Source organism: Arthrobacter sp. NPDC055585, from assembly GCF_053619115.1.
The window spans coordinates 21,297-46,934 of record NZ_JBSHIT010000006.1; the positions used below are offsets into that span (position 1 = coordinate 21,297).

A 25,638-nucleotide genomic window follows, 5' to 3' on the forward strand; every position below is an offset into this window, starting at 1 on the left:
CAGCCGTGGAGGAGAACGGCGTGCCCAACGGTTCGAAGGCACGGGCCAAGGCGCGGCTTGCCCGCGCCGGCGCAGCCCTGCGGCGGGCCGGCTGGACCATCCACCGCGCCACCATCGCGAAGATCGCCCTGCGCTGGCGCAGGTCGCTGCAGTTCAAGACTGTCCTGGCCACGCTGCTGCTCGTCATCGTGGCAGCCGGCGGCATCGGTGCCTTCCTCTCGAACCAGATCGCGGGGGCACTTTATGAGGAACGGCTGACCCAGTTCACGGCTGAGGCGACCTCCGGCCTGAGCAGCGTCAAGGAGAACTTCCGGACCACGGCAGCTGCGGACCGTGAAGAAACCGAGCGCCTGGTCTCCAACACCCTTTCCCTGCTGGAGGGCCGCGGTGCGGAAACTCCGCGCCGGTATCTGCTCACCCCGCTGCCGGGACAGGAAAACCTCTACGTGACACCGCTGGGCGACGGCATCACCGCCAGCGGGATCCCCGAACCCCTGAGCACGGCCGTCGAGGCAATGGACCCCGACGGCGAAGACATCGTCCACTGGTCCGCGCTGGCCCTTGCCCACGGCGAACCAGGCCTCGCCTTCGGCACCAAGGTGACGCTGCCCCCGGACCGGTCCGAATATGCGCTGTACCTGATCTACGACCTGGACACCATGCAGCAGACCCTGGATGACATCCACCGCATCCTGTGGATCGCCGGCGGGCTGCTCCTGGCCATCATCGGCACCATTGCCTGGGTAGTGACCAAGGCGGGCGTGGGCGCCGTGAGCGCCGCGGCTTCCGTCTCGGAGAAACTTGCCGCCGGGGAACTCCAGGAAAGGATGGAGGTCAAGGGTGAGGACGAAGTTGCCCGCCTGGCGGCGTCCTTCAACCACATGGCCGCCACCCTGCAGGACCAGATCACCCAGCTGGCCCAGCTCTCCCGGATGCAGCAGGGTTTTGTCTCCGACGTCTCCCACGAGCTGCGCACCCCGCTGACCACAGTGCGGATGGCGGCCGAAGTGCTCTACGACGCCCGCGAAGGCTTCGATCCCGTTTCCAAACGCTCCACTGAGCTGCTCTACCACCAGGTGGAGCGCTTCCAGGCGCTGCTGGCGGACCTGCTTGAAATCAGCCGCTTCGACGCCGGCGCGGCTGAACCCGATCTGGAGGCCGCGGACATCCTCGGCATTGTCCGCGACGTCGTGGACGCTACCGAGCCGCTGGCGCTGAACAACGGCTCGGAGGTGAGAATCGTGAGCCGCGAGGACCGTGTGGTGGTCGACGCCGATCCGCGCCGCATCGAACGAATCGTACGAAACCTCGTGGTCAATGCGCTCGAACACGGAGAAGGCAAACCCGTGGAAATCGCCGTGGCGACGAACGCCGACGCCGTCGGTGTGGCAGTGCGCGACTACGGAATCGGCATGACCGAGGACGACGCCGCCCGTGTCTTTGACCGTTTCTGGAGGGCCGATCCGGCCCGGGCACGGACTACCGGAGGAAGCGGGCTTGGACTGGCCATCGCCGCCGAGGACGCCCGGCTGCACGGAGGCTGGCTCGAAGCATGGGGCAGCCCCGGCAACGGTGCCTGCTTCCGGCTGACCCTGCCGCGCCGGCACGGAGAAGGCTTCGCTGCATCCCCGGTTCCGCTCTCGCCGCAGGACACTGCACTGCCGTCTCCGCCCAGGGCACTGACAGCCCTGAACACCGATGGGGAGGGAACAAATGCCTAGCACCAGGAAGCGTTCGGTCTTCGCCGCTGCCTTCATTGCCGCCGTGCTGTTCCTTTCGGGCTGTTCTTCAATTCCGACCGTTGGCCCGGTGGGCACTGCTACAGCCAGCGCCGGAGTCAGCGCCCTCACGAACCAGCTCTTCTACAACCCGCCAGGACCGGCTGAAGACGCCGGCCCGCAGGGCATCATCGAAGGGTTCATCACGGCCGGCGTCGGGGCCGCAGAAGACTACACCACGGCCCGGGAGTTCCTCACGGCGGAGCTGGCGGCGTCGTGGGTGCCGACTGAACGTGTGGTCATTTACGGCGCAGATCCCAACGTGGTGCCGCTGCCGGAACCGAATGCCTTCCAGATTCAGCTGGAAGTAGTTGCCTCCGTCAATGCCAAGGGCATCCGCACCGAGTCCGCTCCCGGCACCACGGAGACGATCCAGGTGCGCCTGGTGGAGCAGGACGGCCAATGGCGGATCAGCGGCATCCCCAACGGCGTGATGATTTCAGACGTCACTTTCCCGCTCGTTTTCCGGGCACACAACCTCTACTTCTACTCCAGCACCTACCGCTACTGGGTTCCGGATACCCGCTGGTTCGTCCAGCGGTCCGGCATGGCTGCCTCAGTGGTCAACGCCATGCTGGCCGGTCCGGCACCGTTTCTGGAAGGCGCCGTTACCAGTGCCTTCCCCGTGGAGACAAAACTGGCACGGGACGCAGTGCCGGTCGTCTCCGGCGTGGCTTCCGTGGATTTCTCCGCCGAAGTGCTCGAGGACTCAACTGACCTGAACCGCCAGCAGATGAAAATGCAGCTGGAGCAGAACCTGCGCCAGCTCACCAACGTCAACTCGGTTGAAATGACGGTGAACCAGCGCCAGGTGGATCTGGGACCACCGAGCAGCGACCTGGTCCCGGTCGAGCATGATCCGCGGGTGGGGGACACCCAGGTTGGAGTGCTCGGGAAGGACATCGTTTTCTTCCGCGACCGGCAGTCCCAGGCCATCGAGAACCTGCCTGACCTCTCCGAATACGAGCCCCGGGACCCGGCCGTCTCCGTGGGGGAGCTGGATACCATCGCGTTCCTCTCCGGGGACCGCGGCACCCTGCTGGTGACCGGGCCGGGCAAGGACGTTGCCCAGGTCGCCACGGGAAACGGGCTCACCGGGCCCAGCATCGATCCCGAGGGCTGGATCTGGTCCGCAGCGGCGCAGGGAGAGGGCAGCCGGCTTATCGCCGTGGGCCCGAACCTGGCAGCGTCAAACCAGGCCGGCCTGACCCCTTCCTGGCTCTCGGACATGACTGTGCGGGAACTGCGGCTTTCGCGGGACGGCGCCCGGGCGCTGCTGGTGGTCGAGCAGGACGGGTCTTCCCGTGTCCTGCTTGCCGGCGTCGTGCGTTCATCAGACGGTGCGCCGCAGACGCTCACGAGCCCGCTGGAACTGTGGACGAACGAGCCCGTGACCACAGCGGTCTGGGTTGGCGAAACCAAAGTGGCGGCCCTGCAGCGCGGGCAGGACGATTCCCTGACCCCGGTTATCCTCGACCCGGCGGAAGACAACCAGGAACTGGCCGGCTGGGAGGGCAGCTTCGGCCTCAGCGGCGGAGACGGGCCCGACGACCTGTTTCTGCAGACGGCGGATGCGGTCTATAAGAAACTGGGCAACGGGTGGATCCGTGAGATTGACGGAATCCGCGACCCTGCGTTCCCCGGCTGATCCTCAGCTCCTGCACAGGGGACATTTCCCGCATCAAACCCCGCCGGGTTTCCCCTGGCTGCCGCACGCCAGGGCCTCCGGAACGGATAAACGGCGACGGTTAACTGATGACGCGACGCGGAACACCCCTGAAGACGCCCCTGGAAACACTGGAGGAATGGTTCGCCGCTCCCGGAGCAGCCGCGGTCCTGGCCGCCTGCCGGGAACTGCGCTCCGTGCTCCTGCCGGCGGAATGTGTGGTGTGCGGGACGCCGGACGATTCCCTCTGCCCCGGGTGCGCCGTGGCAGTGCGTCAGGCGACTCTGCGGCCGTTCGAGGCTTCATCAGGTGCTGCGATGCTGCCGCCGGCCGAAAGCTGCTGCGGGGCCGGAAGTACACACACCGGGCCTGCAGCAAGCGGTATGCCGGGTCCCGGCGTACCGGAGGATGCACCCCTTCCGGTCATCGCTGCGGGACGTTATGGCGGCGGACTGTCCAGGGTCCTGCTTGCCTGCAAGAACCACGGGCACACAGACCTGACGGGCATTCTGGCCGAAGCAATGGCCCGGGCCCTGTTTGGGGCCTGCGGGCCTGCAGGCGCTGCGGCCGGGCGGCTGGCAGTCGTTCCGGTGCCGGGCAGCTTTGCCAGCCGGGCCCGCCGCGGCTATGACCCGCTGCAGCTGATCCTCGCGAAGGTGGGACGCCGCGGGCTGCTGCCTGCCGGTACACACCTGGACCGCGTCCTGAAATACCGAACCGGCGCCGGTGCTGCGGCGCTGCTGACGCGTGGACCGCGGGTGCAGAAAGGGCTGGGTGCAGGAGCCCGGCGGCGGAACGTCTTCGGCACAATGACTGCCGGCCCGCCGGGTGCGCTGCTGGGAATGAACGTCCTTCTCGCGGATGACGTGCTGACCACCGGGGCTACTCTGGCTGAAGCAGCGCGTGCCCTCCGCGCAGCCGGGGCCCGGGTTGGCGGTGCAGCCGTGATCGCCGCTGTGCGAGCCCCTGCTCCGCATGCAGAAGTGCCGGCGGATGCCGGCCCGAACCGGCGGGCGCAACCACCCGCCGGCACTGGGCGCACGGACAGCGGCCAAGGTCAGAAGGTGAATAAACCTCTCGGGTGATCTAACGTGTTGGTATGGATTGCTTCAAGAAACGGAGCAGTCCTGCGGCAACGGTCGCGAAGGAAACTGGCAGCGGCCGTTGTTGTGTCACCGAAGAATATTGGAGGGCACCATGGAATTCATGATCAGCGGACGCAACGTTGCAGTATCCGATCGGTTCCGTCAGTACGCCGCCGAAAAAATCGGCAAGGTCGAGAACCTCGGAGACAAGGTGCAGCGGGTAGATGCCCGGGTCACCAAGCACGAAAACGTCCGTGAAGCCGACAGCTCCCTCACCGTGGAATTGACTGTCCTGGGCCGGGGACCCGTGGTCCGCGCCGAGGCATCTTCCGCGGACAAGTTTGCGGCCTTTGACCTCGCTTACGGAAAGCTCATGGAACGCCTTCGCCGCGCAAGCGACCGGCGCAAGGTGCACCGCGGGCGCCATACCCCCGTCCCAGTGCGGGTGGCCACCGCGGGCCTGGAGCCTGTCAGCACTTCCGAACCTTTGTCTTCCCAGTTCGCAGCGGCTGAAGCTGTCCCGGCGGAGAGCAACGAAGCCGACAACCAGGACATGCAGACCGGCGAATGCCCGGTCCTGATCCGTCGCAAGGTTTTCCCGGGTGCCCCCATGAGCCTTGACGACGCTGTCGACAACATGGAACTGGTTGGCCACGATTTCTACCTCTTCGTAGACGCTGCGACGGGAGCTCCGTCCGTTGTCTACCGCCGGAAGGGATGGACCTACGGCGTCATTACCCTCGATTCCAAGTGCGCCGAGGGTTCTGAGGAAATTCGTGAGGAGATGCGCGGCTACCGGGACGCCTCACCGGCAGCCGCAGACGTAAACGCCGGCGCCTAGAGGTCAGTCTGTCCCGGTCCTAGGATGGGTGCATGCCAGCCGCCTTCTCCCTTGACCGGGCACGCCGCACCATCCTCGGCGCCCAGCAGTTAGCCAAACCGCGGCCCGTCCGCCCGACTCCCGGGCAGACGGGCCGCGTTTTTGATGCCCTGGGCCTGCTGCAGATCGACTCGGTCAACGTTCTGGCCCGCAGCCACTACCTGCCTCTCTTCACCCGGCTGGGTGCCTACGACCGGGAAGTCCTGGACCGGATGTCTACCCGGCATCCCCGCCGGATGGTTGAATACTGGGCGCATGAAGCCAGCTTCATCCGCCCGGACCTGTTCGCCGACCTCCGCCAGTGGCAGCGCCGGACCTGGGTGCGGGCCACCTCTATGCCGGAGGAACCGCGGAGCGTGCTCACCGACGCCGTAATGGAACTGCTGGAGCAGAAGCATCCGCTGTCCGCCCGTGAAGTTGAATCTGTCCTCGGTGAAGGCGCACGCCCGGGTACCAAGTCGTGGGGATGGAACTGGAGCGATTCGAAACGGGTCCTGTCTGACCTCTTCGAGCAGGGACTCATCTCCTCGGCGGGGCGGGGCCCCGCCTTCGAACGGCTGTACGCGCCTGCCGCCGCCGTACATCCCGACGGCGAGGCTGCCCTGGCGCCCGCGGATCGGAACGAAGCCCTGCTCCGGCTGACCGAGGCTGCTGCACGCTCGATTGGACTGGGGACCGCGCCCATGCTGGCTGATTACTTCCGCCTGCCGCTGCGCGATACCCTCACCGCTGCCCGAACCCTGGCAGCCAGGGGAGAACTGGAGGAAATAACCGTCGAGGGCTGGAAAGGCCCGGTCTTTCTTCATCCCCAGGCACGGACCCCCAGGCGCTGCCATGGCCGCGGCCTGCTGAGCCCGTTTGATTCACTGGTTTTCGACCGGCGACGGCTGCAGGCAGTATTCGGCGTTTATTACCGCATCGAAATCTACACGCCGGCCCACAAACGCCGGTACGGGTATTACGTGCTGCCGTTCCTGCTGCGCGAGGCGATTGTGGCCCGCGTGGACCTGAAAGCTGACCGGGCAGGACGGGCCCTGCTGGTGCAGGCATCCCATGCCGAACCCGGCGCGCCCGCGGATACCGCCGTTGAGCTCGCCGCAGAATTACGCCTGATGGCACAGTGGCTCGGCCTCACAGAGGTTATGGTAAGTCCTGTGGGCGATCTTGCGCCCGCCCTGAAACTGGCAGTAGACCGTGGATGATTCCCAAGCGGGAACCTTGGCGGCCTGCCGGACGTCTCTCACGTAGACTGGGGACGCCAGATTTCGGCAACACTAGATTGGGAGCAAATCAGTGGCATCACTTCTCGAACGAGTTCTTCGCACCGGTGACAAGAAGACGCTGAAAACACTGCGTAACTACGCCGACGCGATCAACGTGCTCGAGGACGAGTTCAAGGGCATGACCGATGCCGAACTGCGCGCCGAGACAGATAACCTCAAGGAACGCCACGCCGACGGCGAGAGCCTGGACGATCTGCTGCCGGAAGCATTCGCACTGGTCCGGGAAGCGGCTGGCCGTACCCTGGGCATGCGGCACTTCGATGTACAGATGATGGGCGGCGCTGCCCTGCACCTGGGCAACATCGCCGAAATGAAGACCGGTGAAGGAAAGACCCTGGTGGCCACGGCCCCGGCCTTCCTGAACGCGCTGACCGGCCGCGGAGTGCACGTGGTCACTGTCAACGACTACCTGGCCGAATACCAGTCGGACCTGATGGGCCGCGTCTTCCGGTTCCTGGGCATGTCCACCGGCTGCATCCTCGCCAACCAGGACCCGGCCACCCGACGCGAGCAGTACGCGGCAGATATCACCTACGGCACTAACAACGAGTTCGGCTTCGACTACCTCCGCGACAACATGGCCTGGAGCGCCAATGAGCTCGTCCAGCGCGGCCACCACTTCGCCATCGTTGACGAAGTTGACTCCATCCTCATCGATGAGGCCCGAACCCCGCTGATCATCTCCGGTGCCGCCAGCGGCGACGTGAACCGCTGGTACACCGAGTTCGCCAAGGTGGTCCAGCGGCTGAGCCTTGACGTGGACTACGAAGTCGACGAGAAGAAGCGCACCGTCGGCGTGCTCGAATCCGGCATCGAAAAGGTCGAGGACTACCTCGGCATTACCAACCTCTACGAAGCGGCCAACACCCCGCTGATCGGTTTCCTGAACAACGCCATCAAGGCCAAGGAACTCTTCAAGCGGGACAAGGACTACGTCATCCTCAAGGGTGAAGTGCTCATTGTCGATGAGCACACCGGACGTATCCTGGCCGGCCGCCGCTACAACGAAGGCATGCACCAGGCCATCGAGGCGAAGGAAGGGGTGCAGATCAAGGCGGAGAACCAGACCCTTGCCACCGTCACCCTGCAGAACTACTTCCGCCTCTACGAGAAGCTCTCCGGCATGACCGGCACGGCTGAAACCGAAGCTGCCGAGTTCATGAGCACCTACAAGCTTGGTGTAGTGCCCATCCCCACCAACAAGCCGATGGCACGGCTGGACCAGTCGGACCTGATCTACAAGAACGAAGTCGCAAAGTTCGACGCCGTCGTCAAGGACATCGCCGAGCGGCATGCATCCGGCCAGCCCGTGCTGGTGGGTACAACCAGCGTCGAAAAGAGCGAGTACCTCTCCAAGCAGCTGGCCAAGGCAGGCATCCGGCACGAGGTCCTGAACGCCAAGAACCACGCCCGTGAAGCAGCCATCGTGGCGCAGGCCGGACGCAAGGGCGCGGTCACGGTCGCCACCAACATGGCCGGCCGAGGCACTGACATCATGCTGGGCGGCAACGCCGAGTTCAACGCGGTCGCCGAGCTCAATTCCCGCGGCCTTGATCCCGCGGAGGACCCGGAAGCCTATGAGGCCGCCTGGCCCGCTGCCCTGGAGAAGGCACAGGCCGCAGTGGCAGCCGAACACGACGAAGTGCGTGCGCTGGGCGGGCTCTACGTCCTGGGCACCGAACGCCACGAATCACGGCGAATCGACAACCAGCTCCGTGGCCGTTCCGGCCGCCAGGGCGACCCCGGCGAGTCCCGGTTCTACCTCTCGCTGACCGATGACCTGATGCGACTGTTCAACTCCGGCGCAGCCGAGCGCATCATGAACAGCTCCTCCATGCCGGACGACGTCGCACTTGAATCGAAGCTGGTCTCCAAGGCCATCCAGAACGCGCAGGGCCAGGTCGAGGCGCGCAACGCCGAACAGCGCAAGAACGTCCTGAAGTACGACGACGTCCTGAACCGCCAGCGCGAAGCTATTTACGGCGACCGGCGGCGCATCCTGGAAGGCGACGACCTGCAGGAAAAGATCGGCTTCTTCCTCGAAGACGTGATCAGCGCCGTCGTCAACGACGCAACCGCTGAAGGCCACGGCGACGACTGGGATCTTGAGACGCTCTGGAAGAACCTCAAGATCGTGTACCCGATCAGCCTCACCATTGACGAAGTTGTTGACGAAGCCGACGGCCGGTCGAACCTGACCCGCGACTTCCTCCTCAACGAGATCCTCTCCGACGCCCGCCTGGCCTACCAGGCACGCGAAGACGCCATCGGCTCCGCCGCCATGCGCGAGCTTGAGCGCCGTGTTGTGCTCTCGGTGATCGGACGCAAGTGGCAGGAACACCTCTACGAGATGGACTATCTCAAGGAGGGCATCGGCCTGCGTGCCATGGCCCAGCGCGATCCGCTGGTGGAGTACCAGCGCGAAGGCTTCGTGATGTTCCAGACCATGATGGAAGCCATCCGTGAAGAGAGCATCCGCTACCTCTTCAACGTCGAAGTTCAGGTGAGCCAGCCGCAGGTTCCCGAGGCGCTGCAGGGTGTGAAGGACGCACGGGGGATCGTGGGCACTCCGGTCATCCAGACTCCCGGGCTGGAAGCGCCCGAGCAGCCGGCCAGCCTGCAGTTCTCGGCTCCGAACAGCCAGGGCCAGGTTGAAACCAGGGTTGAGCGCACCGGGGCCGCCAAGCAGGCCCAGCCTGCATCCCGCAGGGACACCCGGCCTGCCTCCAAGAAGAAGCGCCGCAAGTAGCTTCACCCGATTTCCAGAGCGGTAACTTTCCAGAGTCCGCGCCGCAGCTCCAGACGGAGGGCTACGGCGCGGACTCTGTCCGTTTCGGCGGCCGCCACGGCTACTTCGTAGATGCCGGATGCGACGGGGCAGACCCGGACGCGCAGGATTCGGACGTTCCGGTGCAGCCTTCCGCTGCCTCGGCCGCGGACCAGGTTGGTACGCAGCTGAAGGCGTTCGAACTCATCGAAGTCCATCCACCGTGCCAGCTGCTGCAGGGGACGGACGCCTGCCAGTACCTCCAGAGCGCCCATGCTGACGGACCGGCTGATGGCCTCGATCCGTGCGTCCTCCTCCGCCGAGCTGCTCCAGTTCGATGTGCCGCCGGACTCTGGCGGAGGCTCTTCCCGGACAAGGACCGGATGCCGTTGCGGAACCACCGGCGGAGCCAGACCTGGAACGCTGCTGAAAACCGGCCGAGGTTCACCCTCGGCCACGGCTGGTTCTCCGGCTGGCTCGCCGGGAGCGGGAAGAATAATCAGGATGGTCATGGGGGTGTCCTTTCCGAGGGCTGGCTAATCAGCTGGCGGCGGCGGAACGGCCAGGACTTGCCCCGGCAGCAGCCGGTGCGGATCAGGGCCGATGACGGTCCGGTTGGCTTCATGCCAGGCCGGCCAGTGCCGGGCGACTTCGTAATCGGTGGCGAGAGAGCCGAGCTGGGCAGCTGCCAGATCCCAGAGTGTGTCTCCGGAGCGGACCGTGACGGTGGCAGCGGGTGCCGGCGCACGGGTCCCGGGAACCAGAAGGGAAGCGTCTACCGGTCCGGGCGAGGGTTTCCAGGAGGGGTCGGCCCGGTTCGTGCCGGGGTAGGAAACTGCGTTGTTCGGTTTAGGGTTCCCGGTGCCGCTTCCTCCAGCGGCTGAGTTCGACGGATGCCATCCCGGATCTGCTGCCGGGGACACGGGCACGGGGCCGGTGGTCCGGCTGATGCTGATGGAAGCTGCACTGGGGCCCGGGTCAGCGGCGGGGGCAGCCAGAGCGGGCAGGGGAGCGGAGACAAGCTGCACGCCCAGCGCAGCTGCGGCAAGTCTCTTCAGGAACAGGGGACTGAACCGGCCGACGGCGCGGGCCGCCCGGTGGTTGCCCCTGCGCAGAAGCAGCGCTGAGAGCAGCGCCGCTGCCAGGCCCACGCTCCACCACACCAGTACCAGCAGGCCTGCGCAGCCCGCAGCAAGACCAGCGGCGTACTGCAAATCGCTGAAGGTCCGGAGCGGCGGTGCTGCCCACGGCACTGCCCCGCCCTCCTGCAGCAGGAAAGAAGCCTTGAGCAGCAGGGCGCCGGCGGCCAATGCCGCACCGGCCTGAAACAGATCCTCCAGTCTCCTGCGTGTGTCTGTTCCTCGAAAAGCCATGGCTGCCTCCGCTGCTGCTGGCGATGATCTTGTTTGATGTCATTTGATTACGTTTGACACGGTTTAACTGGTTTCGGTTCGCTTTGATCCTTTTTGCTACCGACTGAGGTTTCGTCTGTCCAGAGTGGTGCCCCGGAAATGTGGACACGCTAGCCTTGCCCGATGAGGTGGGAGGCACTGTTCGCAGACCTGGAGGCGCAGCTTGCTGCCGCCGGACAGGCCGGACTTGAATCGGAAATAGCCGACCGGCAGCGCGGGGAAGTAGCCGGACTGGAACTCACCGCCAGGCTGCGTGCTCAGCGGGGCAGGACTTTGAGGGTGCATCTGGGGATTCCCGGCGGACCGCTCCAGGGAGTGCTGAAGCAGCTGGGGGACAGCTGGTTCCTGCTTGAATCCGCCTCGGGCGCACATGTGGTTCCGGTGCACGCAGTGCAGATGATCGAGGGGATGGACCGGTATGCGGATTCATCGGTACCCGCTGTGCAGCTGAAGCTCGCCTCTGCGCTGAGAGGGCTGGCACGGGACCGATATCCGGTCGACCTGCACCTGCGCGGAGCGCAGCCGGCACAGCACGGCAGCATCGACCGGGTAGGGCAGGACTTCCTGGAACTTGCGGTGGTGGAACCGGGCGAACCCCGGCGGCGCGGCAACGTAGCTGCAGTTGCCGTAGTTCCGCTGGCCTGGATCGCGGCGGTCAGTTCAACCCGCCGGAGCTAGGCTCCGTCCGTGCCGGCGGCCTCAGGCGTCCGAGTCGGCGCCCTCATTCTGCGCCTGCGGGAGCGCCGAACGGGCAGCTTCCGCCCGGCGGTAGGCGCCGGCGATGTACTCCTCCAGCTTGGCGGACTCAACCCGCCATTGGCCGCGGCCGCCCACCTGGATGGCAGGCAGCTCGCCGGAGCGCACAAGCGCATACGTCTGTGACGAGGAGATGTTCAGGACCTCGCCGACGTCGGCGAGGGTAAGGAACCTTTTCTCCATCATGGTGCCCACCATCAATCCTTTCCGGCGCTGTGCCGCTGCTGACCAAGTCTGCCATCCGCCCGGCAGCCGGCTCGTTGTTATCCACAATTTCCGGGCCCCACCCGTTTCCATACTGCCTGCTGGAGGCCACAATGACCTCCAACACTCCGCACCGGCGGCGGGAAAACCTAGGGGGATGCATGAGTCTCAAGACGGCGGTGCAGGCAGCGCCTGCACCTCGCCTTAAAAAACCGTCCTGGAAAGATCCCCGCCTGATGCTGGGGGTCCTCCTGGTGCTGGCCTCCGTAGCCGGGGTCAGTGCCCTGGTTGCAAGCCAGGACCAGACCGTACAGGTGCTGGCAGCCGCTCGTGAGATCCCGGTGGGAACGGCCCTGGAAGCAGATGACTTCGACGTCGTCCAGGTTTCCCTGGGCGGGCTTGAAGGAACCTACATGCCGGCGTCGGAGGACTTCCCCCCGGACGCCGTCGCGGGAACGCTCATCCGCCGTGGGGAGCTGCTCGCCCGTGCCGACCTCACCGCGGCAGCAGAGCTGGACCGCAAACCGCTGGGCCTGGATGTCCAGGCGCCACTGCCCAGCGGTATCCGTGCCGGAGACCGGGTTGACGTCTGGGCCTCCCTGCCCAATGGCCAGAACGGCTACGGCGAACCGCGGCGGCTGCTGACAGCCGCTGAGATCTCCGAACTCTCCGTAACCGAATCGGTTATTGCCGGAGCCGACGCCACCCGTCTCCTGGTCCTCGTGGAAGACCAGGATCTGCCCGCCCTGCTCGGTGCGCTTTCCAACCAGGCAAAGATCGCCGTCGTACCCAACCCCTCGGCCCGATGACCGCCATTCCGGTAGTCACCTCCGGCAGCGGAACAGCAGAACTGGTGCAGGGACTCGAGCGCCTGCAGGGGCCGGTGACCGTTATCCGCCGGTGCAGCGAACTCTCTGAACTGATCGCTGCATGCCAGAGCGGAATGGCACGGGCGGCCATTGTGGACGACGACTCCGGGGAACTGACTGCCAGCCTCGCCGGCCGCGTCAAGGCGGCCGGGGTGGCACTTGTGGTGCTGGCTGATGACCCGGACGCCCGCACCCGCCTGGACCAGCTGGGGGTGGCACACGCATCTCCAGGCCTGGAATCCGCAGCCCTGGCTGCCCTGGTAGCCGACGCCGTCCAGGCTCTGGAGGAGCTGGGGCCGGAGCGAAACGCGCGGTCCTCGCTCGCGGATCCTGCAGAAGGGCTGAGGAAGTGGGAGCTCTCCGGCGGCGCACCGGACAAGGATCCGGGCGAACCACGCCGGCAGGGACGTGTCATAGCCGTCTGGGGTCCTGCCGGCGGACCCGGACGCACCACCCTGGCACTGAACCTGGCCGCCGAGGCAGCCGCAGCCGGCAGCGCGGTAATCCTGGTGGACGCGGATACCTATGCCCCCAGCGTTGCTGCGGCCCTTGGACTGACGGAGGAATCGGCGGGCCTGGCCCAGGGCTGCCGGCTGGCGGAACAAGGACTGCTGGATCAGGCGTCCCTGGAAGCGTCCACAGTGCAGGTGCAGATCAGGAACAGCCGCATGGGGGTACTGACCGGGATTACCCGTTCGGACCGCTGGCTGGAAATCCGCGGTACTGCTCTGTCGAGGGTGCTGGCCGAAGCGCGCAGCATTGCGGACATCATCGTTATTGACTGCGGGTTCAGCGTGGAGGCGGACGAGGAACTCAGCTTCGACACCATGGCTCCGCGCCGGAACGCGGCAACCCTCGCGGCGCTGGAAGCGGCGGACACGGTGTACGCCGTCGGCTCCGCGGACCCGGTGGGCGTGCCGCGCCTGGTGCGCGCCCTGGCCGAGCTGGAAGCGGCTGTTCCGTCCGCATCGCCGCTGGTGGTCTTGAATAAAGTACGCCGTTCCACGGTGGGCCGCGCCCCGGAGCAACAGCTGAGCGACGCCTGGGAACGATTCGGCCCCGGCCGCATCAGCGCTTTCCTGCCTGCGGACTGGGATGCTGCTGATGCCTCGCTGCTCGCCGGGACAGCGCTGCTGGAAACTGCGCCGGCATCAGGGCTGCGGACGGCGATTGCTGCCCTGGCCAACGTTCCCGCAGGCAGCGGGAGCAAACGGCGCTGGAAGCGCGGAGCTGCGAAGTGACCTTTTCTTTGCCAACGGGATAGGCTCGTATCAAACGGGCCGCAAAGGGGCGGCCTGTACCAAGCGGCGAATTTCGGAGGCGTATTACATGTCGTCTGGATCCAACACCACGGATCTGTCCAGTTCGGATACTTCCCTTGAGGATTTCATCGGGAATTACTACGAGCATCTGGCGGCAGAGGACGCCGCTCTCTACCCGCCCCAGGCGCTGCGCGAACGTGCGCAGGCGCATCGTTCGCTGGCCTGGACGCGCGCAGAGGGCAAGGCAGCAGTAGATCTTTTTGACCAGGGCGATGCCAGCGTCATTCTCATCGTCACTGATGACATGCCGTTCCTCGTCGATTCGGTCACTGCCGAAATAGTCCGGCAGAACAGCGGCATCCGGCTGATGGTCCATCCCACTTTCCTGGCGACCCGCCACCGGGACAGCGATACGCTGCAGCAGGTCAAGCGGGTCCCGAACGCAGCCGGCATTTCCAGCGGCGACACCGCCGCACTGCCGGATATTTCCGGCCTGATCGGCAGCGGGGACCACACCACGCGCATCGAGTCATGGATCGCCGTTGAAGTCCCGCGGCTAACCGACGAGACGCGCCGCAAGGACATGGTCGACGGGCTCCTGAGGGTCCTGGACGACGTCCGTGTGGCGGTCCGGGACTGGTCCGGCATGCGGGCAAAAGTCCACGAGATCGCCCGCGAACTCGCCACGGCCGGCCCCGGCATTCCGGACCTTCAGCAGGCACGGGAGCTGCTGGCCTGGCTGGACGACGGAAACTTCACGTTCCTGGGCTACCGGGAATACGACCTGATCAACGAAAACGGCGAGGACGTTCTGCGGGCCTCGTCCGGAACCGGCCTTGGACTGCTGTGCCGGAATTCGGAGGCAGGGAAGGTCCAGCACCTGACCACCGCCGGCCGGACCAAAGCACGGGAAAAGCGTGCGCTGGTGATTACGAAGGCCAACTCGCGGTCAACCGTGCACCGCGCCGCGTACTTCGATTACATCGGAGTCAAGAGGTTCGATGCACAGGGCAACGTCACCGGCGAACGGCGATTCATCGGGCTGTTTGCCACGGGTGCCTACACCGGCTCCGTGCGGGACATCCCCATCCTGCGGGACAAGGTCAAGGACGTCATCCGCCGCGCAGGGTTCCCGGCGGACTCACACTCCGGCAAGGACCTGCTCTCCATCCTGGAAACTTTCCCGCGCGACGAGCTCTTCCAGATCGACGCCGACGGGCTGCTGGAAACCGCCCAGGGAATCCTCCGCCTGCAGGAACGCCGTCGCACGCGGCTCTTCCTGCGCCCGGACGTCTACGGACGGTTTATGTCCGCCCTGGTCTTCCTGCCCCGCGACCGTTACACCACGTCCGTCCGCCTGCGCATCCAGGACGAGCTGCGGGCCACTTTCAACGCCGACTCGATCGACTACGAAGCCCGGCTGACCGAGTCAGCATTGGCCCGCCTGTTCTTCCGCATCCGGCTGCCCAAGGGCGTGGAGATCGCAGACGTCGACTCCGCTGCGCTGGAACGCCGGCTGGTCAATGCAACCCGGTCCTGGTCCGAGGGAATCGACGAGGTACTGCGCGGGAAGTTCGACCGTGTCCAGGCCGAGGAGCTCTCAACTCTGTGGGGCGATGCCTTCCCGATGGATTACCGGGTTGGCTACGAGGTCGAGGACGCGCTGGAGGACATTGCCCGGTTTGAGGACCGGCTGCAGCACCCGGACACGGCACCGGAACTCTTCGTCTACCTGCCGGTCCGCACCGCGGACAGCGCCGAGAACGCCGAGAGCGCTGACGCCCGGCTGAAGCTGTATCTGCTTGAACCGCGGTCCCTGACCCAGATCCTTCCTTTCCTGCACAACCTGGGCCTGGAAGTCCTGGACGAACGTCCGTTCGAGATCAAGCGCCAGGACGGCGTCGAGCTCTACCTCTATGACCTTGGGCTGCGCTACGGCGACGCGGTGGACCCGCTCGAAACCGGCACGCTCCTGGCGGAGGCCTTCCGTGCCGGGATCTCCGGCGCCAGCGAGTCCGACGCCCTGGACCGGCTCATCCTCAGCCAGGGACTGGGCTGGCGGGAAGTCGTGGTGTTCCGCAGCTACGCCAAGTACATGCGCCAGATGGGCAACACCAACTCCTACGGCTTCATCGCAGGCACCCTGCTGGCCAACCCTCGGGTTACCGGCGCACTGGGCCGCATGTTCCGGGCGCGGTTTGATCCGGCGCTCGAAGAGGACAAGCGTGCCGCCGAAATGGAGGCTGCACGCACGGAGCTGGACGCCGGACTGGAACAGGTTCCGACGCTGGACGCAGACCGTGTCCTGCGGACGTTCGCCAACCTCATCGAGGCAACGCTGCGCACCAACTTCTACCAGGGCAAACCGTATGTGAGCCACAAACTCAATACCGCGGTCATTGACGGCGCACCGTTCCCGCGGCCCAAGTACGAGATCTGGGTTTACTCCCCGCGGGTGGAAGGCGTCCACCTGCGCTTCGGCGAGGTGGCCCGCGGCGGGTTGCGCTGGTCCGACCGGCGCGAGGACTTCCGCACCGAGATCCTGGGCCTGGTCAAGGCACAGACGGTCAAGAACGCCGTCATTGTGCCCACAGGGGCCAAGGGCGGCTTCTATGCCAAGCAGCTGCCGGACCCCGCGAAGGACCGCAGCGCCTGGATGGAAGAAGGCAAGGAAAGCTACCGCACGTTCATCCGCGGCCTGCTGGACATCACCGACAACCTGGTGGTGACCGAGGACGGCGAACAGGTGCGCCCGCCGGAGAACGTTGTCCGGCACGACGGCGATGACAGCTACCTGGTTGTCGCCGCGGACAAGGGCACTGCATCCTTCTCGGACATCGCCAACGCCCTCTCCGCCGAGTACGGGTTCTGGCTCGGGGACGCCTTCGCGTCCGGCGGATCCGTGGGCTACGACCACAAGGCCATGGGCATCACCGCCCGCGGTGCCTGGGAATCGGTCAAACGGCACTTCACCGAACTCGGCGTCGACACCCAGAACGAGGACTTCACCGCAGTGGGCGTGGGAGACATGAGCGGCGACGTCTTCGGCAACGGCATGCTGCTCTCGGAACACATCCGCCTGGTGGCGGCCTTCGACCACCGCCACGTCTTCCTGGACCCGAACCCCGACGCAGCCCGCTCGCACGCTGAACGGCGCCGGCTCTTCGAACTGCCGCGTTCCTCCTGGGCGGACTACGACGAGACCCTCATCAGCGAGGGCGGCGGAGTCTTCCCGCGGCAGTCCAAGAGCATCCCGATCAGCGCCCAGGTGCGCGAGGTCCTCGGACTGGATTCCGGCGTCACCCGTCTGAGCCCGCCGGAACTGCTGCGCGCCATCCTCAAGGCGCCGGTGGACCTGCTCTACAACGGCGGAATCGGCACCTACATCAAGGCGTCCACCGAGACCAACGCCGAGGTGGGGGACAAGGCCAACGACGCGATCCGCATTGACGGCCGGGACGTGCGTGCCAAGGTCATCGGCGAAGGCGGCAACCTGGGCATGACCCAGCGCGGCCGCATCGAAGCTGCCCTGTCCGGAGTCATCCTGAACACCGACGCGATCGACAACTCGGCCGGGGTGGACTGCTCCGACCACGAGGTCAACATCAAGATTTTCGTTGACCGCATGGTCGCCGCAGGCCGACTGGATGCCTCTGAACGTTCGGCGTTCCTGCACTCAATGACGGATGAAGTCGGCCGACTGGTGCTGCAGGACAACATCGACCAGAACATGCTCCTGCTGAACGACCGCCAGCGTGTGATCGAGTGGAGCCCCAGCTTCGAGCGCCTGATGGACTGGCTTGAGGAGCATGCCGGCCTGGACCGCGCCCTGGAGGCGCTGCCCACAAAGGATGAGCTGCGCGCCCGTGTCGCCGAAGGCCAGGGCCTCACCGCACCGGAACTCTCTGTCCTGGCGGCCTACGCCAAGATCGAGCTGACCCGCGCGCTGACCGCCTCCGACCTGGCGGACGATCCGTACTTCCGCGGCACGCTGCGGCGGTACTTCCCCAGGCAGCTGGTGGAACGCTTCGATGACCAGCTGGATACCCATCCGCTGCGGCGCGAAATCATCTCCACCATGGTCGCCAACGACATGATCAACATTGGCGGAATCACCTTCGCCTTCCGGGTCATGGAAGAGACCTCAGCCACCGAGGCCACGGTTGCCCGTGCCTTCAGTGCGCTGCGTGAGATCTACGCAATCGACGACGTCGTTGCCGCCCTGGGCGAGCTGCCCGCCAGCTTCCCGACCGAAACCTGGACTTCCATCCACCTGGACATGCGCCGGCTGCTGGACCGGGCCGTGCGCTGGTTCGTGAACCACGTTGGACGCGGCAGCTCCATTGACGAGGACATCCAGGCCTTCAAGCCGATCGTCGAGCCGCTCCGGAAGGACCTCATGCGCTTTATGCGCGGAGCCGACCGCGACCGCGTGGAAGCCGCACTGGAGAAAGCCGCCGGCTGGGACGTGCCCAAGGACCTGGGCACGTACTGGGCGGAGCAGTTCGAAAGCTACGGCCTGCTCGACGTCGCCCTGGCGACCCGGCAGGTTGAAGAACCGGCCGAGAACATCGCCGCGGTCTACTACGCCGTCTACGACCGCTACGGAATCGACGACCTGCTGGAGCGGATCACCAAGCTTCCGCGCGGTGACCGGTGGCAGGCCCTGGCCCGTGCCGCCCTGCGGGATGATCTGTATTCAACGGTTGCCGACATGACAGTCGCGGCCCTGCAGGCCACACCGTCCATGGGCGGCGACGATCCAGTGGCCCGGGTTGAGGCCTGGGAGCAGGAAAACGCAGACAACCTCGAGCGCGCCACCAAGATGTTCGCCGAGGTCAACCAGCTGGAGCAGGATGACATGGCCTCCCTTTCGGTGGCCCTGCGCCTGCTGCGCTCGATCGTAAGGCGCTGACGGACTTCCGCTATGGCAATATTTACCGATCCGATCAAGGACCACGCGGATTTCGGACCCGGCGACGCTGAGTGGCTGCACCTGCTGGTAGGGGACTGGCAGCTGGTCGCGGACCTCGCGTTCGCGGACCTGGCCCTGTGGTTCCCCCTGCCGGAGGGCACCTACGTGGCGCTGGCGCATGCCCGGCCCTCGACGTCGCACACTGTGTTTCACAGCGACTTTGTGGGCGAACGGATCCGTGCCGATCTGCAGCCGCTGGTGGACAAGGCCTGGAAGTCCCAGACCATCGAGCGCTCGAGTGAGACGAACTGGACCACGGAAACGGCAATGCGGGTGGAAGCGATTCCGTTCGTCCGCAACGGGCGCACGCTCGCCGTCGTCACCTCCCATATGGACCTTTCGAGCTCCCGGATGCCGTCCCGGCTGGAACTGACCTACCGGCAATGCGCCTACGACCTGCTCCGAATGGGAACGCTGGGACTGTGGCCGGACTTCGCCACTCCCACGGGATCGCGCCGCGGCGCACCCCGTGTTGGTGACGGGCTGATCCGGCTCGATGCCCAGGGTGTGGTGCAGTACGCCAGCCCCAACGGAGTCTCTGCGTTCCGCCGGCTGGGTGACATGGAGACGCTGGAGGGCAGGCCGCTGGCCGAGATCACGACGGCGCTGCTCAAGGACCGCCGGATGGTGGACGAGACGCTGCCGCTGGTGGTCACGGGCCGGATGCCGTGGCGCACCGAGATCGAGTCCAGGGGAGTGAGCCTGTCCCTGCGTGCCATCCCGCTGCGTGACGAGAAGGAACGGTTCGGTGCCCTGGTGCTGTGCCGCGACGTGTCGGAACTGCGCCGCCGGGAGATGGAACTGGTCTCCAAGGACGCCACCATCCGCGAGATCCACCACCGGGTAAAGAACAATCTGCAGACAGTGGCCGCGCTGCTGCGCATGCAGTCCCGCCGGATGCAGAGCGAAGAGGGAAAGCAGGGCCTGGCCCAGGCCATGCGCCGGGTCTCCACGATCGCACTGGTCCACGAGACGCTGTCCCAGGGGCTGACCCAGAACGTGGACTTCGATGAGCTTATCGACCGGCAGTTCCGGCTCTCGGCTGAGGTGGCTTCGCCGTCACAGGCGGTCCGCACGGAACGGCAGGGAACGTTCGGCGAACTGCCCAGCGACCTGGCAACTCCGCTGGCACTGGTCATCAACGAGCTGGTGACCAACGCCGTCGAGCACGGCCTGTCCGGCAAGGAGAACGGCACCGTGTGGCTGAACGCCGAGCGCCACCTGGGCGCCGACGGCGAGGAAAACCTCACCGTGACGGTCTCCGACGACGGCGTTGGACTCCCCGGGGGACCCCGCCGGGAGGGCCTTGGCCTGCAGATCGTGCGGACCCTGGTCCAAAGTGAACTCTCCGGCACCATCGAGTGGACGCCCCGCCCCGGCGGCGGCACTGAAGTGGGAATCGAGCTGGGACTCAGCGGCGCACGGCGCTGACCGGTCCGCGAAAGCAAAGAAGGGCCGCTGCCTGCAGGCAGCGGCCCTTCTTCGCCGCCAGGCGGGGGTGCCTGGCTGTTGTTCTGCTAAGTCTTGATGTTCTTCAGGGCCTTACCGGCCCTAGCTGCTTCCCTAGGAAGCCCGGCGCGCCCTTGCGGCACGGCGCTTAAGCGCACGGCGCTCGTCTTCGCTCATGCCGCCCCAGACACCGGCGTCCTGACCGGTTTCGATTGCCCACTGAAGGCAGGTATCGATGACCGGGCACCGGCGGCAAACGCTCTTGGCCTCTTCAATCTGAAGAAGAGCCGGGCCGGTGTTCCCTACGGGGAAGAACAGCTCCGGATCCTTGTCCAGACATGCTGCGCGGCTCCGCCAATCCATGCTAATCACTATCTCCTCTGAAAAGTTGACTCCGCTTGTTTGTGAAAACATTCACGAGCAACCACAAACTAAAGGGGCCGGTTTCGGCCCCTGATCCCCTCTACTAGGGTGTCACGCGTTGGAAACGCAAACAAGGGTTAACAAGCTGTTAATCTGCCGGAAATGATGAGTGATGCGTCACAAAGGCCCGTGGCCTCGGTCCTCTAGGATCCCTAACCGGTCGCTGCTCCTCGACTATGTCCGGTATGGTGCCAGTGTGTCAAGACCCCAAAATTCCCCGGCCCAGCCAGCTCGCCCGGGCGCAGCAGTCCTGATTTCAGCCGTTTTGGTCTTCGAGGCACTGGCCCTGCTGGGGGTTGCAGGCTGGTACGTCTACAACCTGATCAACTCCACACCCACCTCCCTGGGAGGGGCCGTTTTCAGCCTCTTCCTCATCGTCCTGGTGGCTGTGTGGCTGCTGGTGGTGGGGCACTTCTTCTTCCGCGGAATGCGCTGGACACGCGCCGCTGCCCTGGTCTGGCAGCTGTTTATGATCGTGATCGCCGTGCCCACCCTGCAGGGCGGCGTAGTGCTGGTGGGACTGGTTCTGCTGCTGCCTGCCGCCGCCGTGATTCTCCTGCTGTTCACCAAGCCTGTTATCGCCTGGACTTCCAATACCGCCGGAGACGCGAAGACCTTCTAGGGTCCCTGCCCGCCGCCTTCCGCTGCGGCGAACTGGACCGGCACGGCTCTTCCGGCAGCAATGACATAACCACGCCCTGGCCGCGGCACACCGTCCAGGTCCAGCCGCACACCAAAGAATTCCCCGTCCGCGGGCTGGGCCGGTGCAAGCAGCACCCCGTGCCGGGGCGGGCCGGAACGTGAAGCGAGCGGCAGCCTCGAACCCAGGCTGAAGGACGGCGCCGCTGAGAGCACCACCCGTGCGCCGCGGTCAGCCAGACGGCCGAGGGCTTGCTGGTCTTCTGCGGGCAGCCGGTCCGCATCATCGGCAAGGACCAGCCAGTCCCTTAGACTGCCGCTTGCAGGGGGAGTCCGGCTGCCGCCGCTCTGCGTACCGTCATCCGTGCCGAACCGGAAAACCCTGCCTGCGGTGCCCGCTGCAGCAATCGTCTCCAGGACGGTTGTCCGGCCGGACTGAGGCGGACCCACTACCAGGAACACCGAACCCGGCGGTACCTGCGCCTGAATGGTCTCCAGTTCGTCCCCGCCAAGTCCGAGCGGGAAGCTGTCCGGTCCGGACGGCGGAAGCAGGTCCTGAAGCCGGACGGCGCCGGGAAGCGGGTCAACCCTGCGCGGCGGTGCTGTGCCCGGCGGGAGCGGCACACTTTCGGCCGCTTCGAAATGCCGGTAGCACTGGACGGTGGTCCTGGAGGACTCCGCCCCGGAAACCAGCGGACCCTGTACGAAGGCGCGGCCGGGCAGAGGCTGTATCTCCGGCATCCGCGGCCAGGACAGAAGCGCGTCTTCGGAGAGGCCGGCGGGAAACCACAGCCGGTTGGGAATCAGCGGGAAGAACCGCGCTCCTGCCAGTTCGCGGGCTCCGGTTATCAGCAGACTTAGGTCCGCCGCCGCACCGTCCCGGGCCAGGGCGGGCAGGAGATCTTCTGCCCCGGCGAAGCGTCCCGAACGAAACGATTCCTGCCACCGGCCCCAGCCGGAGACGATTACTGTGATGCCCGGGGGAGCGGGTCCGCCATCGGGTTCAGCGCTGCCTGCTTCCATGCCTGCCCGTTCCGGGGCAGTGCGGGAAACAGCAGCCCTGCCGGTGAGCCGGTCCAGGACCAGATCCGAGAGCACCGCGAGGACCCGGGCGGCGCGGCCGGTGTCGTGGGGCGGAACATAGGCCCCCGTCTGCGGCTGCCCCGCCGCCGCGCGGAGCGAACCGTCGCCGTCGAGCACGTAAAGGTGCCTCGCCGGAAGAAACGCTGTGTGCTGCCGGGCCAGAACGGCTGCCGCTGCCTGGCTGCCGGACGCGGGAAGGCCCAGTAGACCCAGGTGGGAGTGGTTCCGGGGATTCCAATCGAGCCAGGCTTGAACCTGTTCCTCCGGGCGGTCGGCAAGTCCGATCCGAAGGCAGCCGGGACCCGGCTCAGGCCGGGAGCCCGGGTCTTCCGGCAGCGGCGGCTGGACCGGAGCGGGAGCCCGGCCAGGAAACCCGGCTTCGGACGCAGCCGCTTGGACTGCCGCGGTAATCCGGTCCAGTCCCGGGCCAGAGACGTCCCGGGACAAGGAAGCCGGTGTTCCCAGAAACTCCGCGAGCGTCTGCACAGCCGGGGCTGCCCGCGGCGTGCCGGCGGACATCGACGCCGACTGGAACGTCAGGGGCGGTCCTCCGGGCAGCCTCAGGACCGCCATGCCGGGGGCCGAGGCAGGAAAGGCGGCGGCGTCGTCGCAGCCCACCACATCCCTGGAATCAGCCGCGGACTGCACACGCAGGCACAAGCAGGCGGACACATTCGCACGGATATCAGCGGTGACCGCACCCTGCGGGCGCTGCGTGGCCATCACAAGGTGCAGGCCGAGCGAGCGGCCGAGGACTGCGATCCGCATAAGCTCCTCCACGGCCGTGGGAACCGTGTCCGCCAGCATTCTGAATTCGTCCACGACAACAGCAAGCCTCGGGAGCCGGCCATCCACGCTGGTGCATGCATTGAATGAGTCCAGGTCCCCGGCCTTCGCGCGGGCCAGCAGGGATTCCCTTCGCCGAAGTTCTGCCCGCAGGGAGGTGAGCGCGCGGGCCACATTCTCCCGGGAGAGATCGGTGAGGAAACCAGCTGTGTGGGGCAGCTCCGCCAGCGGGGCCAGCCCGGATCCGCCCTTGAAATCGATCAGCAGGAAGTTCAGGACTGAAGGGGGTACCTGGCAGGCGAGGGACGCGACAAGGGTTCGCAGCAGCTCTGATTTTCCTGAACCCGTGGTCCCGGCAACCAGCAGGTGCGGTCCGTCCGTGACCAGGTCCAGCGATACCGGGGTGCCGCCGGCCGAACCGATCACGGCCTGCAGCGGCAGGCCGCGTTCCCATGCCGCCAGAATTCCTGCGGCGTCCGGGCGGGGGAGCAGCGCATGAGCGGCAGTCTCCGGCGCTGCACACGATGCCAGCCAGACCGAGTTTCGGTGGAACGCCTCGGAACCAAGCAGATCCGGATCGAAACGCTGGGTTCGGTCCTGGTTCACCAGGGTCCCGCTGCCCGGTTCCAGCGAAACCCGTACCGCGGCCTGTCTGCTGCCGGGAGCCTGATCAGAAGCATCTTCGCAGATGATCAGCGAAGTAACGCTGCGCGCCCGGTCAGGCAGGCTGTTCCAGATTCCCCAGCCAGCTGCCGCCAGCCCCGGGGGTGAAACTGCCAGCAGTCCGGGCCGGTCGCCGCCGGCAGCCAGCTCGGTCAGCACTGCGGCCGCTGCCGCCCGGTCTGCGGCGGACAGCAGCCGGACACCGGGAAGGAGACGGGCATCGGCAGTGAAGTCATCAGCCTCGGCGCCAAACAGGATGATTCCGGGCCGGTCAGCAAAGGAACGGCTGGCCAGCTGCTGGAGCAGCGAGCGGAAGAGCCCCAGGGCATCGCTCCGCGGACCACTGATGGAGACCGCGGCACCCGGGCAGACGTCAAGTGTCACGGGAACACGCCGCAGGACCGGCGGCTGCCACTCCTCGTCCGGTTTTCGAAGCGCCAGGTTCGCAGGCACCGCTCCCGTTCCCAGCCGCAGGCGTATCCCCGTGCCTTTGGTCCCGGCGCCTGCGTTCGGGTGCACCGGCGCAGACGGTAGCCGCTGACGGTGCGGCGTTCCGGCTGCGGAGGAAACGCCAGAGACGGAGGCATTCAGAGCTGCGAGCGACCGGTCCCCGGGGCTGGGGAACAGTGCATGCCGCCGCTGCCGGTCCGCCGCCGATGCAGCCTCCACAGCCTGTCTGAACGCACGTCTCCGTCTGCGGAACCCCACCAGCCCCGCCCCGGCGGTGAGTGCGCCCAGCCCCGAAAACGCCAGGAAGAACCACATTCCCGTAGCGACGGCGAGAATGATCCCCAATCCGAGCGGAAGGAACGCGCCGGCGAGGACTCCTGCTCCGGGCGGCCGGGGGAGGGAGGCTGCCACCGTCAGCGGTTCCTGCGCTTCACCGTCCGGGGGCCGGGGCTCTGAACCCGGAACCGTGATTCGCAGGGAGGTATCACCCAGACGGACGAGCGAAGCGGTTGTCAGCGTGGCACTCCGGACACGCACTCCATCCAGCCAGACGCCGTTGCGGGAACCACAGTCGCTAATGATCACGCCCCTGGAACTGACGTCCAGTTCGGCATGGACCCGGGACATGGCCGGATCCGACAGGAGGATGCCGGTTTCCGCCCGGAGCGGCTTCGCGGCGTCCTGCCCGGGGCGGCCCAGCCAGTAACGCCCAGGGGCAAGTTCCACGAGGCGGCCGGAGTCCGGTCCGTTGTGGGTCACAAGAAGCAGCCCGGGCGGATGGCTCCTGCCAGGCCCCGGAAGCCGGTCCCGGGAAGCCGTAAACAGGGCGCCGCTGCGCAGACCGGGCAATCCCGGACCCAGGCGGGCGACGGGCAGGTTGCCGGCACAGGCATCCGGACAGCCGAAGCGTTCTGCCAGGATTGCTGCCAGGCCGGTCCCGGTCAGAGAATCTGTGGGGTTGATCACCACGGGTATGGCCGGGCGGCCTGTTCTGCCGGGCTGCGGCGGCGCGGCGGCAGCCTCAGAGACCGCTGCGTGGATGACCAACTGGAGTACCTCTTCCGGCGGGCTGGCTGGAAAAAGCCATGCTAATGCCGTCCAGCCGGTACCGGATTTGCCTCCGGACTTCTGTGGATAAGACGCCTCCGGCACCGCCGCAGGGTCCGCAGCCAACAAGACCCCAAAGGGTAGACTGCCCTCCGGGGGAG

Annotated in this window: 17 protein-coding genes; 12 read left to right on the forward strand and 5 right to left on the reverse strand. The window is 66.3% G+C overall.

Annotated features, from left to right (window positions below; all coding sequences use genetic code 11):
• Positions 1 to 20: 20 nt before the first annotated feature.
• The 6 genes from mtrB to secA all read left to right on the forward strand — a co-directional run bounded on the left by mtrB (position 21) and on the right by secA (position 9,441).
• Positions 21 to 1,721, forward strand: coding sequence for an MtrAB system histidine kinase MtrB (mtrB, locus tag ACWGQ2_RS11320; RefSeq protein ID WP_452017289.1), 1,701 nt, complete (start codon positions 21 to 23; stop codon positions 1,719 to 1,721).
• A complete protein-coding gene (locus tag ACWGQ2_RS11325) occupies positions 1,714 to 3,426 on the forward strand; it encodes an LpqB family beta-propeller domain-containing protein (protein ID WP_452017291.1) in 1,713 nt (570 codons plus the stop codon). The genes mtrB and ACWGQ2_RS11325 overlap by 8 nt, the downstream gene beginning before the upstream one ends.
• A 107-nt stretch (positions 3,427 to 3,533) precedes the next feature.
• Positions 3,534 to 4,529: a ComF family protein gene (locus ACWGQ2_RS11330; RefSeq protein WP_452017293.1), complete on the forward strand. Its 996-nt coding sequence runs from the start codon at positions 3,534 to 3,536 to the stop codon at positions 4,527 to 4,529.
• A 112-nt stretch (positions 4,530 to 4,641) separates the two neighbouring features.
• A complete protein-coding gene (gene hpf, locus ACWGQ2_RS11335; protein WP_452017295.1) occupies positions 4,642 to 5,370 on the forward strand; it encodes a ribosome hibernation-promoting factor, HPF/YfiA family in 729 nt (242 codons plus the stop codon).
• Positions 5,371 to 5,402: 32 nt separating this feature from the next.
• Entirely contained in the window at positions 5,403 to 6,611 is a 1,209-nt protein-coding gene (locus ACWGQ2_RS11340; protein ID WP_452017297.1) for a winged helix-turn-helix domain-containing protein, read from the forward strand.
• A gap of 91 nt (positions 6,612 to 6,702) precedes the next feature.
• Positions 6,703 to 9,441 (forward strand): preprotein translocase subunit SecA, encoded by a 2,739-nt coding sequence (gene secA / locus ACWGQ2_RS11345; protein WP_452017299.1) that lies wholly within the window; start codon positions 6,703 to 6,705, stop codon positions 9,439 to 9,441.
• A 2-nt stretch (positions 9,442 to 9,443) separates the two neighbouring features.
• Here secA and ACWGQ2_RS11350 read toward each other — a convergent pair whose 3' ends face one another.
• Positions 9,444 to 9,971 carry an Rv3235 family protein gene (locus ACWGQ2_RS11350; RefSeq protein WP_452017301.1) on the reverse strand — a complete coding sequence of 176 codons (528 nt, stop codon included), beginning with the start codon at positions 9,969 to 9,971 and terminating at the stop codon, positions 9,444 to 9,446.
• Positions 9,972 to 9,995: 24 nt separating this feature from the next.
• Positions 9,996 to 10,832 (reverse strand): LysM peptidoglycan-binding domain-containing protein, encoded by an 837-nt coding sequence (locus ACWGQ2_RS11355; RefSeq protein ID WP_452017303.1) that lies wholly within the window; start codon positions 10,830 to 10,832, stop codon positions 9,996 to 9,998.
• Positions 10,833 to 10,994: 162 nt separating this feature from the next.
• Between ACWGQ2_RS11355 and ACWGQ2_RS11360 the strand changes: the two genes are divergently transcribed.
• Positions 10,995 to 11,549, forward strand: coding sequence for a hypothetical protein (locus ACWGQ2_RS11360; protein WP_452017305.1), 555 nt, complete (start codon positions 10,995 to 10,997; stop codon positions 11,547 to 11,549).
• Between the two features lie 21 nt (positions 11,550 to 11,570).
• On the opposite strand, the gene ACWGQ2_RS11365 is transcribed toward ACWGQ2_RS11360, so the two are convergent.
• Positions 11,571 to 11,810 (reverse strand): helix-turn-helix domain-containing protein, encoded by a 240-nt coding sequence (locus ACWGQ2_RS11365; RefSeq protein WP_452017683.1) that lies wholly within the window; start codon positions 11,808 to 11,810, stop codon positions 11,571 to 11,573.
• 182 nt (positions 11,811 to 11,992) lie between these two features.
• On the opposite strand from ACWGQ2_RS11365, the gene ACWGQ2_RS11370 reads away from it, so the two are divergent.
• The 4 genes from ACWGQ2_RS11370 to ACWGQ2_RS11385 all read left to right on the forward strand — a co-directional run bounded on the left by ACWGQ2_RS11370 (position 11,993) and on the right by ACWGQ2_RS11385 (position 20,368).
• Positions 11,993 to 12,640 carry a hypothetical protein gene (locus tag ACWGQ2_RS11370; protein ID WP_452017307.1) on the forward strand — a complete coding sequence of 216 codons (648 nt, stop codon included), beginning with the start codon at positions 11,993 to 11,995 and terminating at the stop codon, positions 12,638 to 12,640.
• Positions 12,637 to 13,941: an AAA family ATPase gene (locus tag ACWGQ2_RS11375; protein WP_452017309.1), complete on the forward strand. Its 1,305-nt coding sequence runs from the start codon at positions 12,637 to 12,639 to the stop codon at positions 13,939 to 13,941. Before ACWGQ2_RS11370 ends, ACWGQ2_RS11375 begins: the two co-directional genes overlap by 4 nt.
• Before the next feature lie 88 nt (positions 13,942 to 14,029).
• Entirely contained in the window at positions 14,030 to 18,877 is a 4,848-nt protein-coding gene (locus ACWGQ2_RS11380; RefSeq protein WP_452017311.1) for an NAD-glutamate dehydrogenase, read from the forward strand.
• 12 nt (positions 18,878 to 18,889) lie between these two features.
• Positions 18,890 to 20,368 (forward strand): sensor histidine kinase, encoded by a 1,479-nt coding sequence (locus ACWGQ2_RS11385; protein WP_452017313.1) that lies wholly within the window; start codon positions 18,890 to 18,892, stop codon positions 20,366 to 20,368.
• Between the two features lie 132 nt (positions 20,369 to 20,500).
• Here the strand turns inward: ACWGQ2_RS11385 and ACWGQ2_RS11390 are convergent, their stop codons facing one another.
• Complete coding sequence (locus ACWGQ2_RS11390) at positions 20,501 to 20,749, reverse strand: WhiB family transcriptional regulator (RefSeq protein ID WP_055239553.1); 249 nt, start codon at positions 20,747 to 20,749, stop codon at positions 20,501 to 20,503.
• 256 nt (positions 20,750 to 21,005) lie between these two features.
• Between ACWGQ2_RS11390 and ACWGQ2_RS11395 the strand changes: the two genes are divergently transcribed.
• Positions 21,006 to 21,431: a hypothetical protein gene (locus tag ACWGQ2_RS11395; protein ID WP_452017315.1), complete on the forward strand. Its 426-nt coding sequence runs from the start codon at positions 21,006 to 21,008 to the stop codon at positions 21,429 to 21,431.
• Here the strand turns inward: ACWGQ2_RS11395 and ACWGQ2_RS11400 are convergent.
• Complete coding sequence (locus ACWGQ2_RS11400; protein WP_452017317.1) at positions 21,428 to 25,477, reverse strand: FtsK/SpoIIIE domain-containing protein; 4,050 nt, start codon at positions 25,475 to 25,477, stop codon at positions 21,428 to 21,430. The two genes, ACWGQ2_RS11395 and ACWGQ2_RS11400, sit on opposite strands and share 4 nt — an antisense overlap.
• Positions 25,478 to 25,638 lie beyond the last annotated feature (161 nt).

Bases quoted from the DNA above. Each gene is read 5' to 3' on its own strand.
- ACWGQ2_RS11325 (WP_452017291.1), top strand. From the start codon at position 1,714: ATGCCTAGCACCAGGAAGCGTTCGGTCTTCGCCGCTGCCTTCATTGCC.
- ACWGQ2_RS11330 (WP_452017293.1), top strand. From the start codon at position 3,534: ATGACGCGACGCGGAACACCCCTGAAGACGCCCCTGGAAACACTGGAG.
- hpf (WP_452017295.1), top strand. From the start codon at position 4,642: ATGGAATTCATGATCAGCGGACGCAACGTTGCAGTATCCGATCGGTTC.
- ACWGQ2_RS11340 (WP_452017297.1), top strand. From the start codon at position 5,403: ATGCCAGCCGCCTTCTCCCTTGACCGGGCACGCCGCACCATCCTCGGC.
- ACWGQ2_RS11350 (WP_452017301.1), bottom strand. From the start codon at position 9,971: ATGACCATCCTGATTATTCTTCCCGCTCCCGGCGAGCCAGCCGGAGAA.
- ACWGQ2_RS11355 (WP_452017303.1), bottom strand. From the start codon at position 10,832: ATGGCTTTTCGAGGAACAGACACACGCAGGAGACTGGAGGATCTGTTT.
- ACWGQ2_RS11360 (WP_452017305.1), top strand. From the start codon at position 10,995: ATGAGGTGGGAGGCACTGTTCGCAGACCTGGAGGCGCAGCTTGCTGCC.
- ACWGQ2_RS11365 (WP_452017683.1), bottom strand. From the start codon at position 11,810: ATGGAGAAAAGGTTCCTTACCCTCGCCGACGTCGGCGAGGTCCTGAAC.
- ACWGQ2_RS11370 (WP_452017307.1), top strand. From the start codon at position 11,993: ATGAGTCTCAAGACGGCGGTGCAGGCAGCGCCTGCACCTCGCCTTAAA.
- ACWGQ2_RS11375 (WP_452017309.1), top strand. From the start codon at position 12,637: ATGACCGCCATTCCGGTAGTCACCTCCGGCAGCGGAACAGCAGAACTG.
- ACWGQ2_RS11380 (WP_452017311.1), top strand. From the start codon at position 14,030: ATGTCGTCTGGATCCAACACCACGGATCTGTCCAGTTCGGATACTTCC.
- ACWGQ2_RS11385 (WP_452017313.1), top strand. From the start codon at position 18,890: ATGGCAATATTTACCGATCCGATCAAGGACCACGCGGATTTCGGACCC.
- ACWGQ2_RS11390 (WP_055239553.1), bottom strand. From the start codon at position 20,749: ATGGATTGGCGGAGCCGCGCAGCATGTCTGGACAAGGATCCGGAGCTG.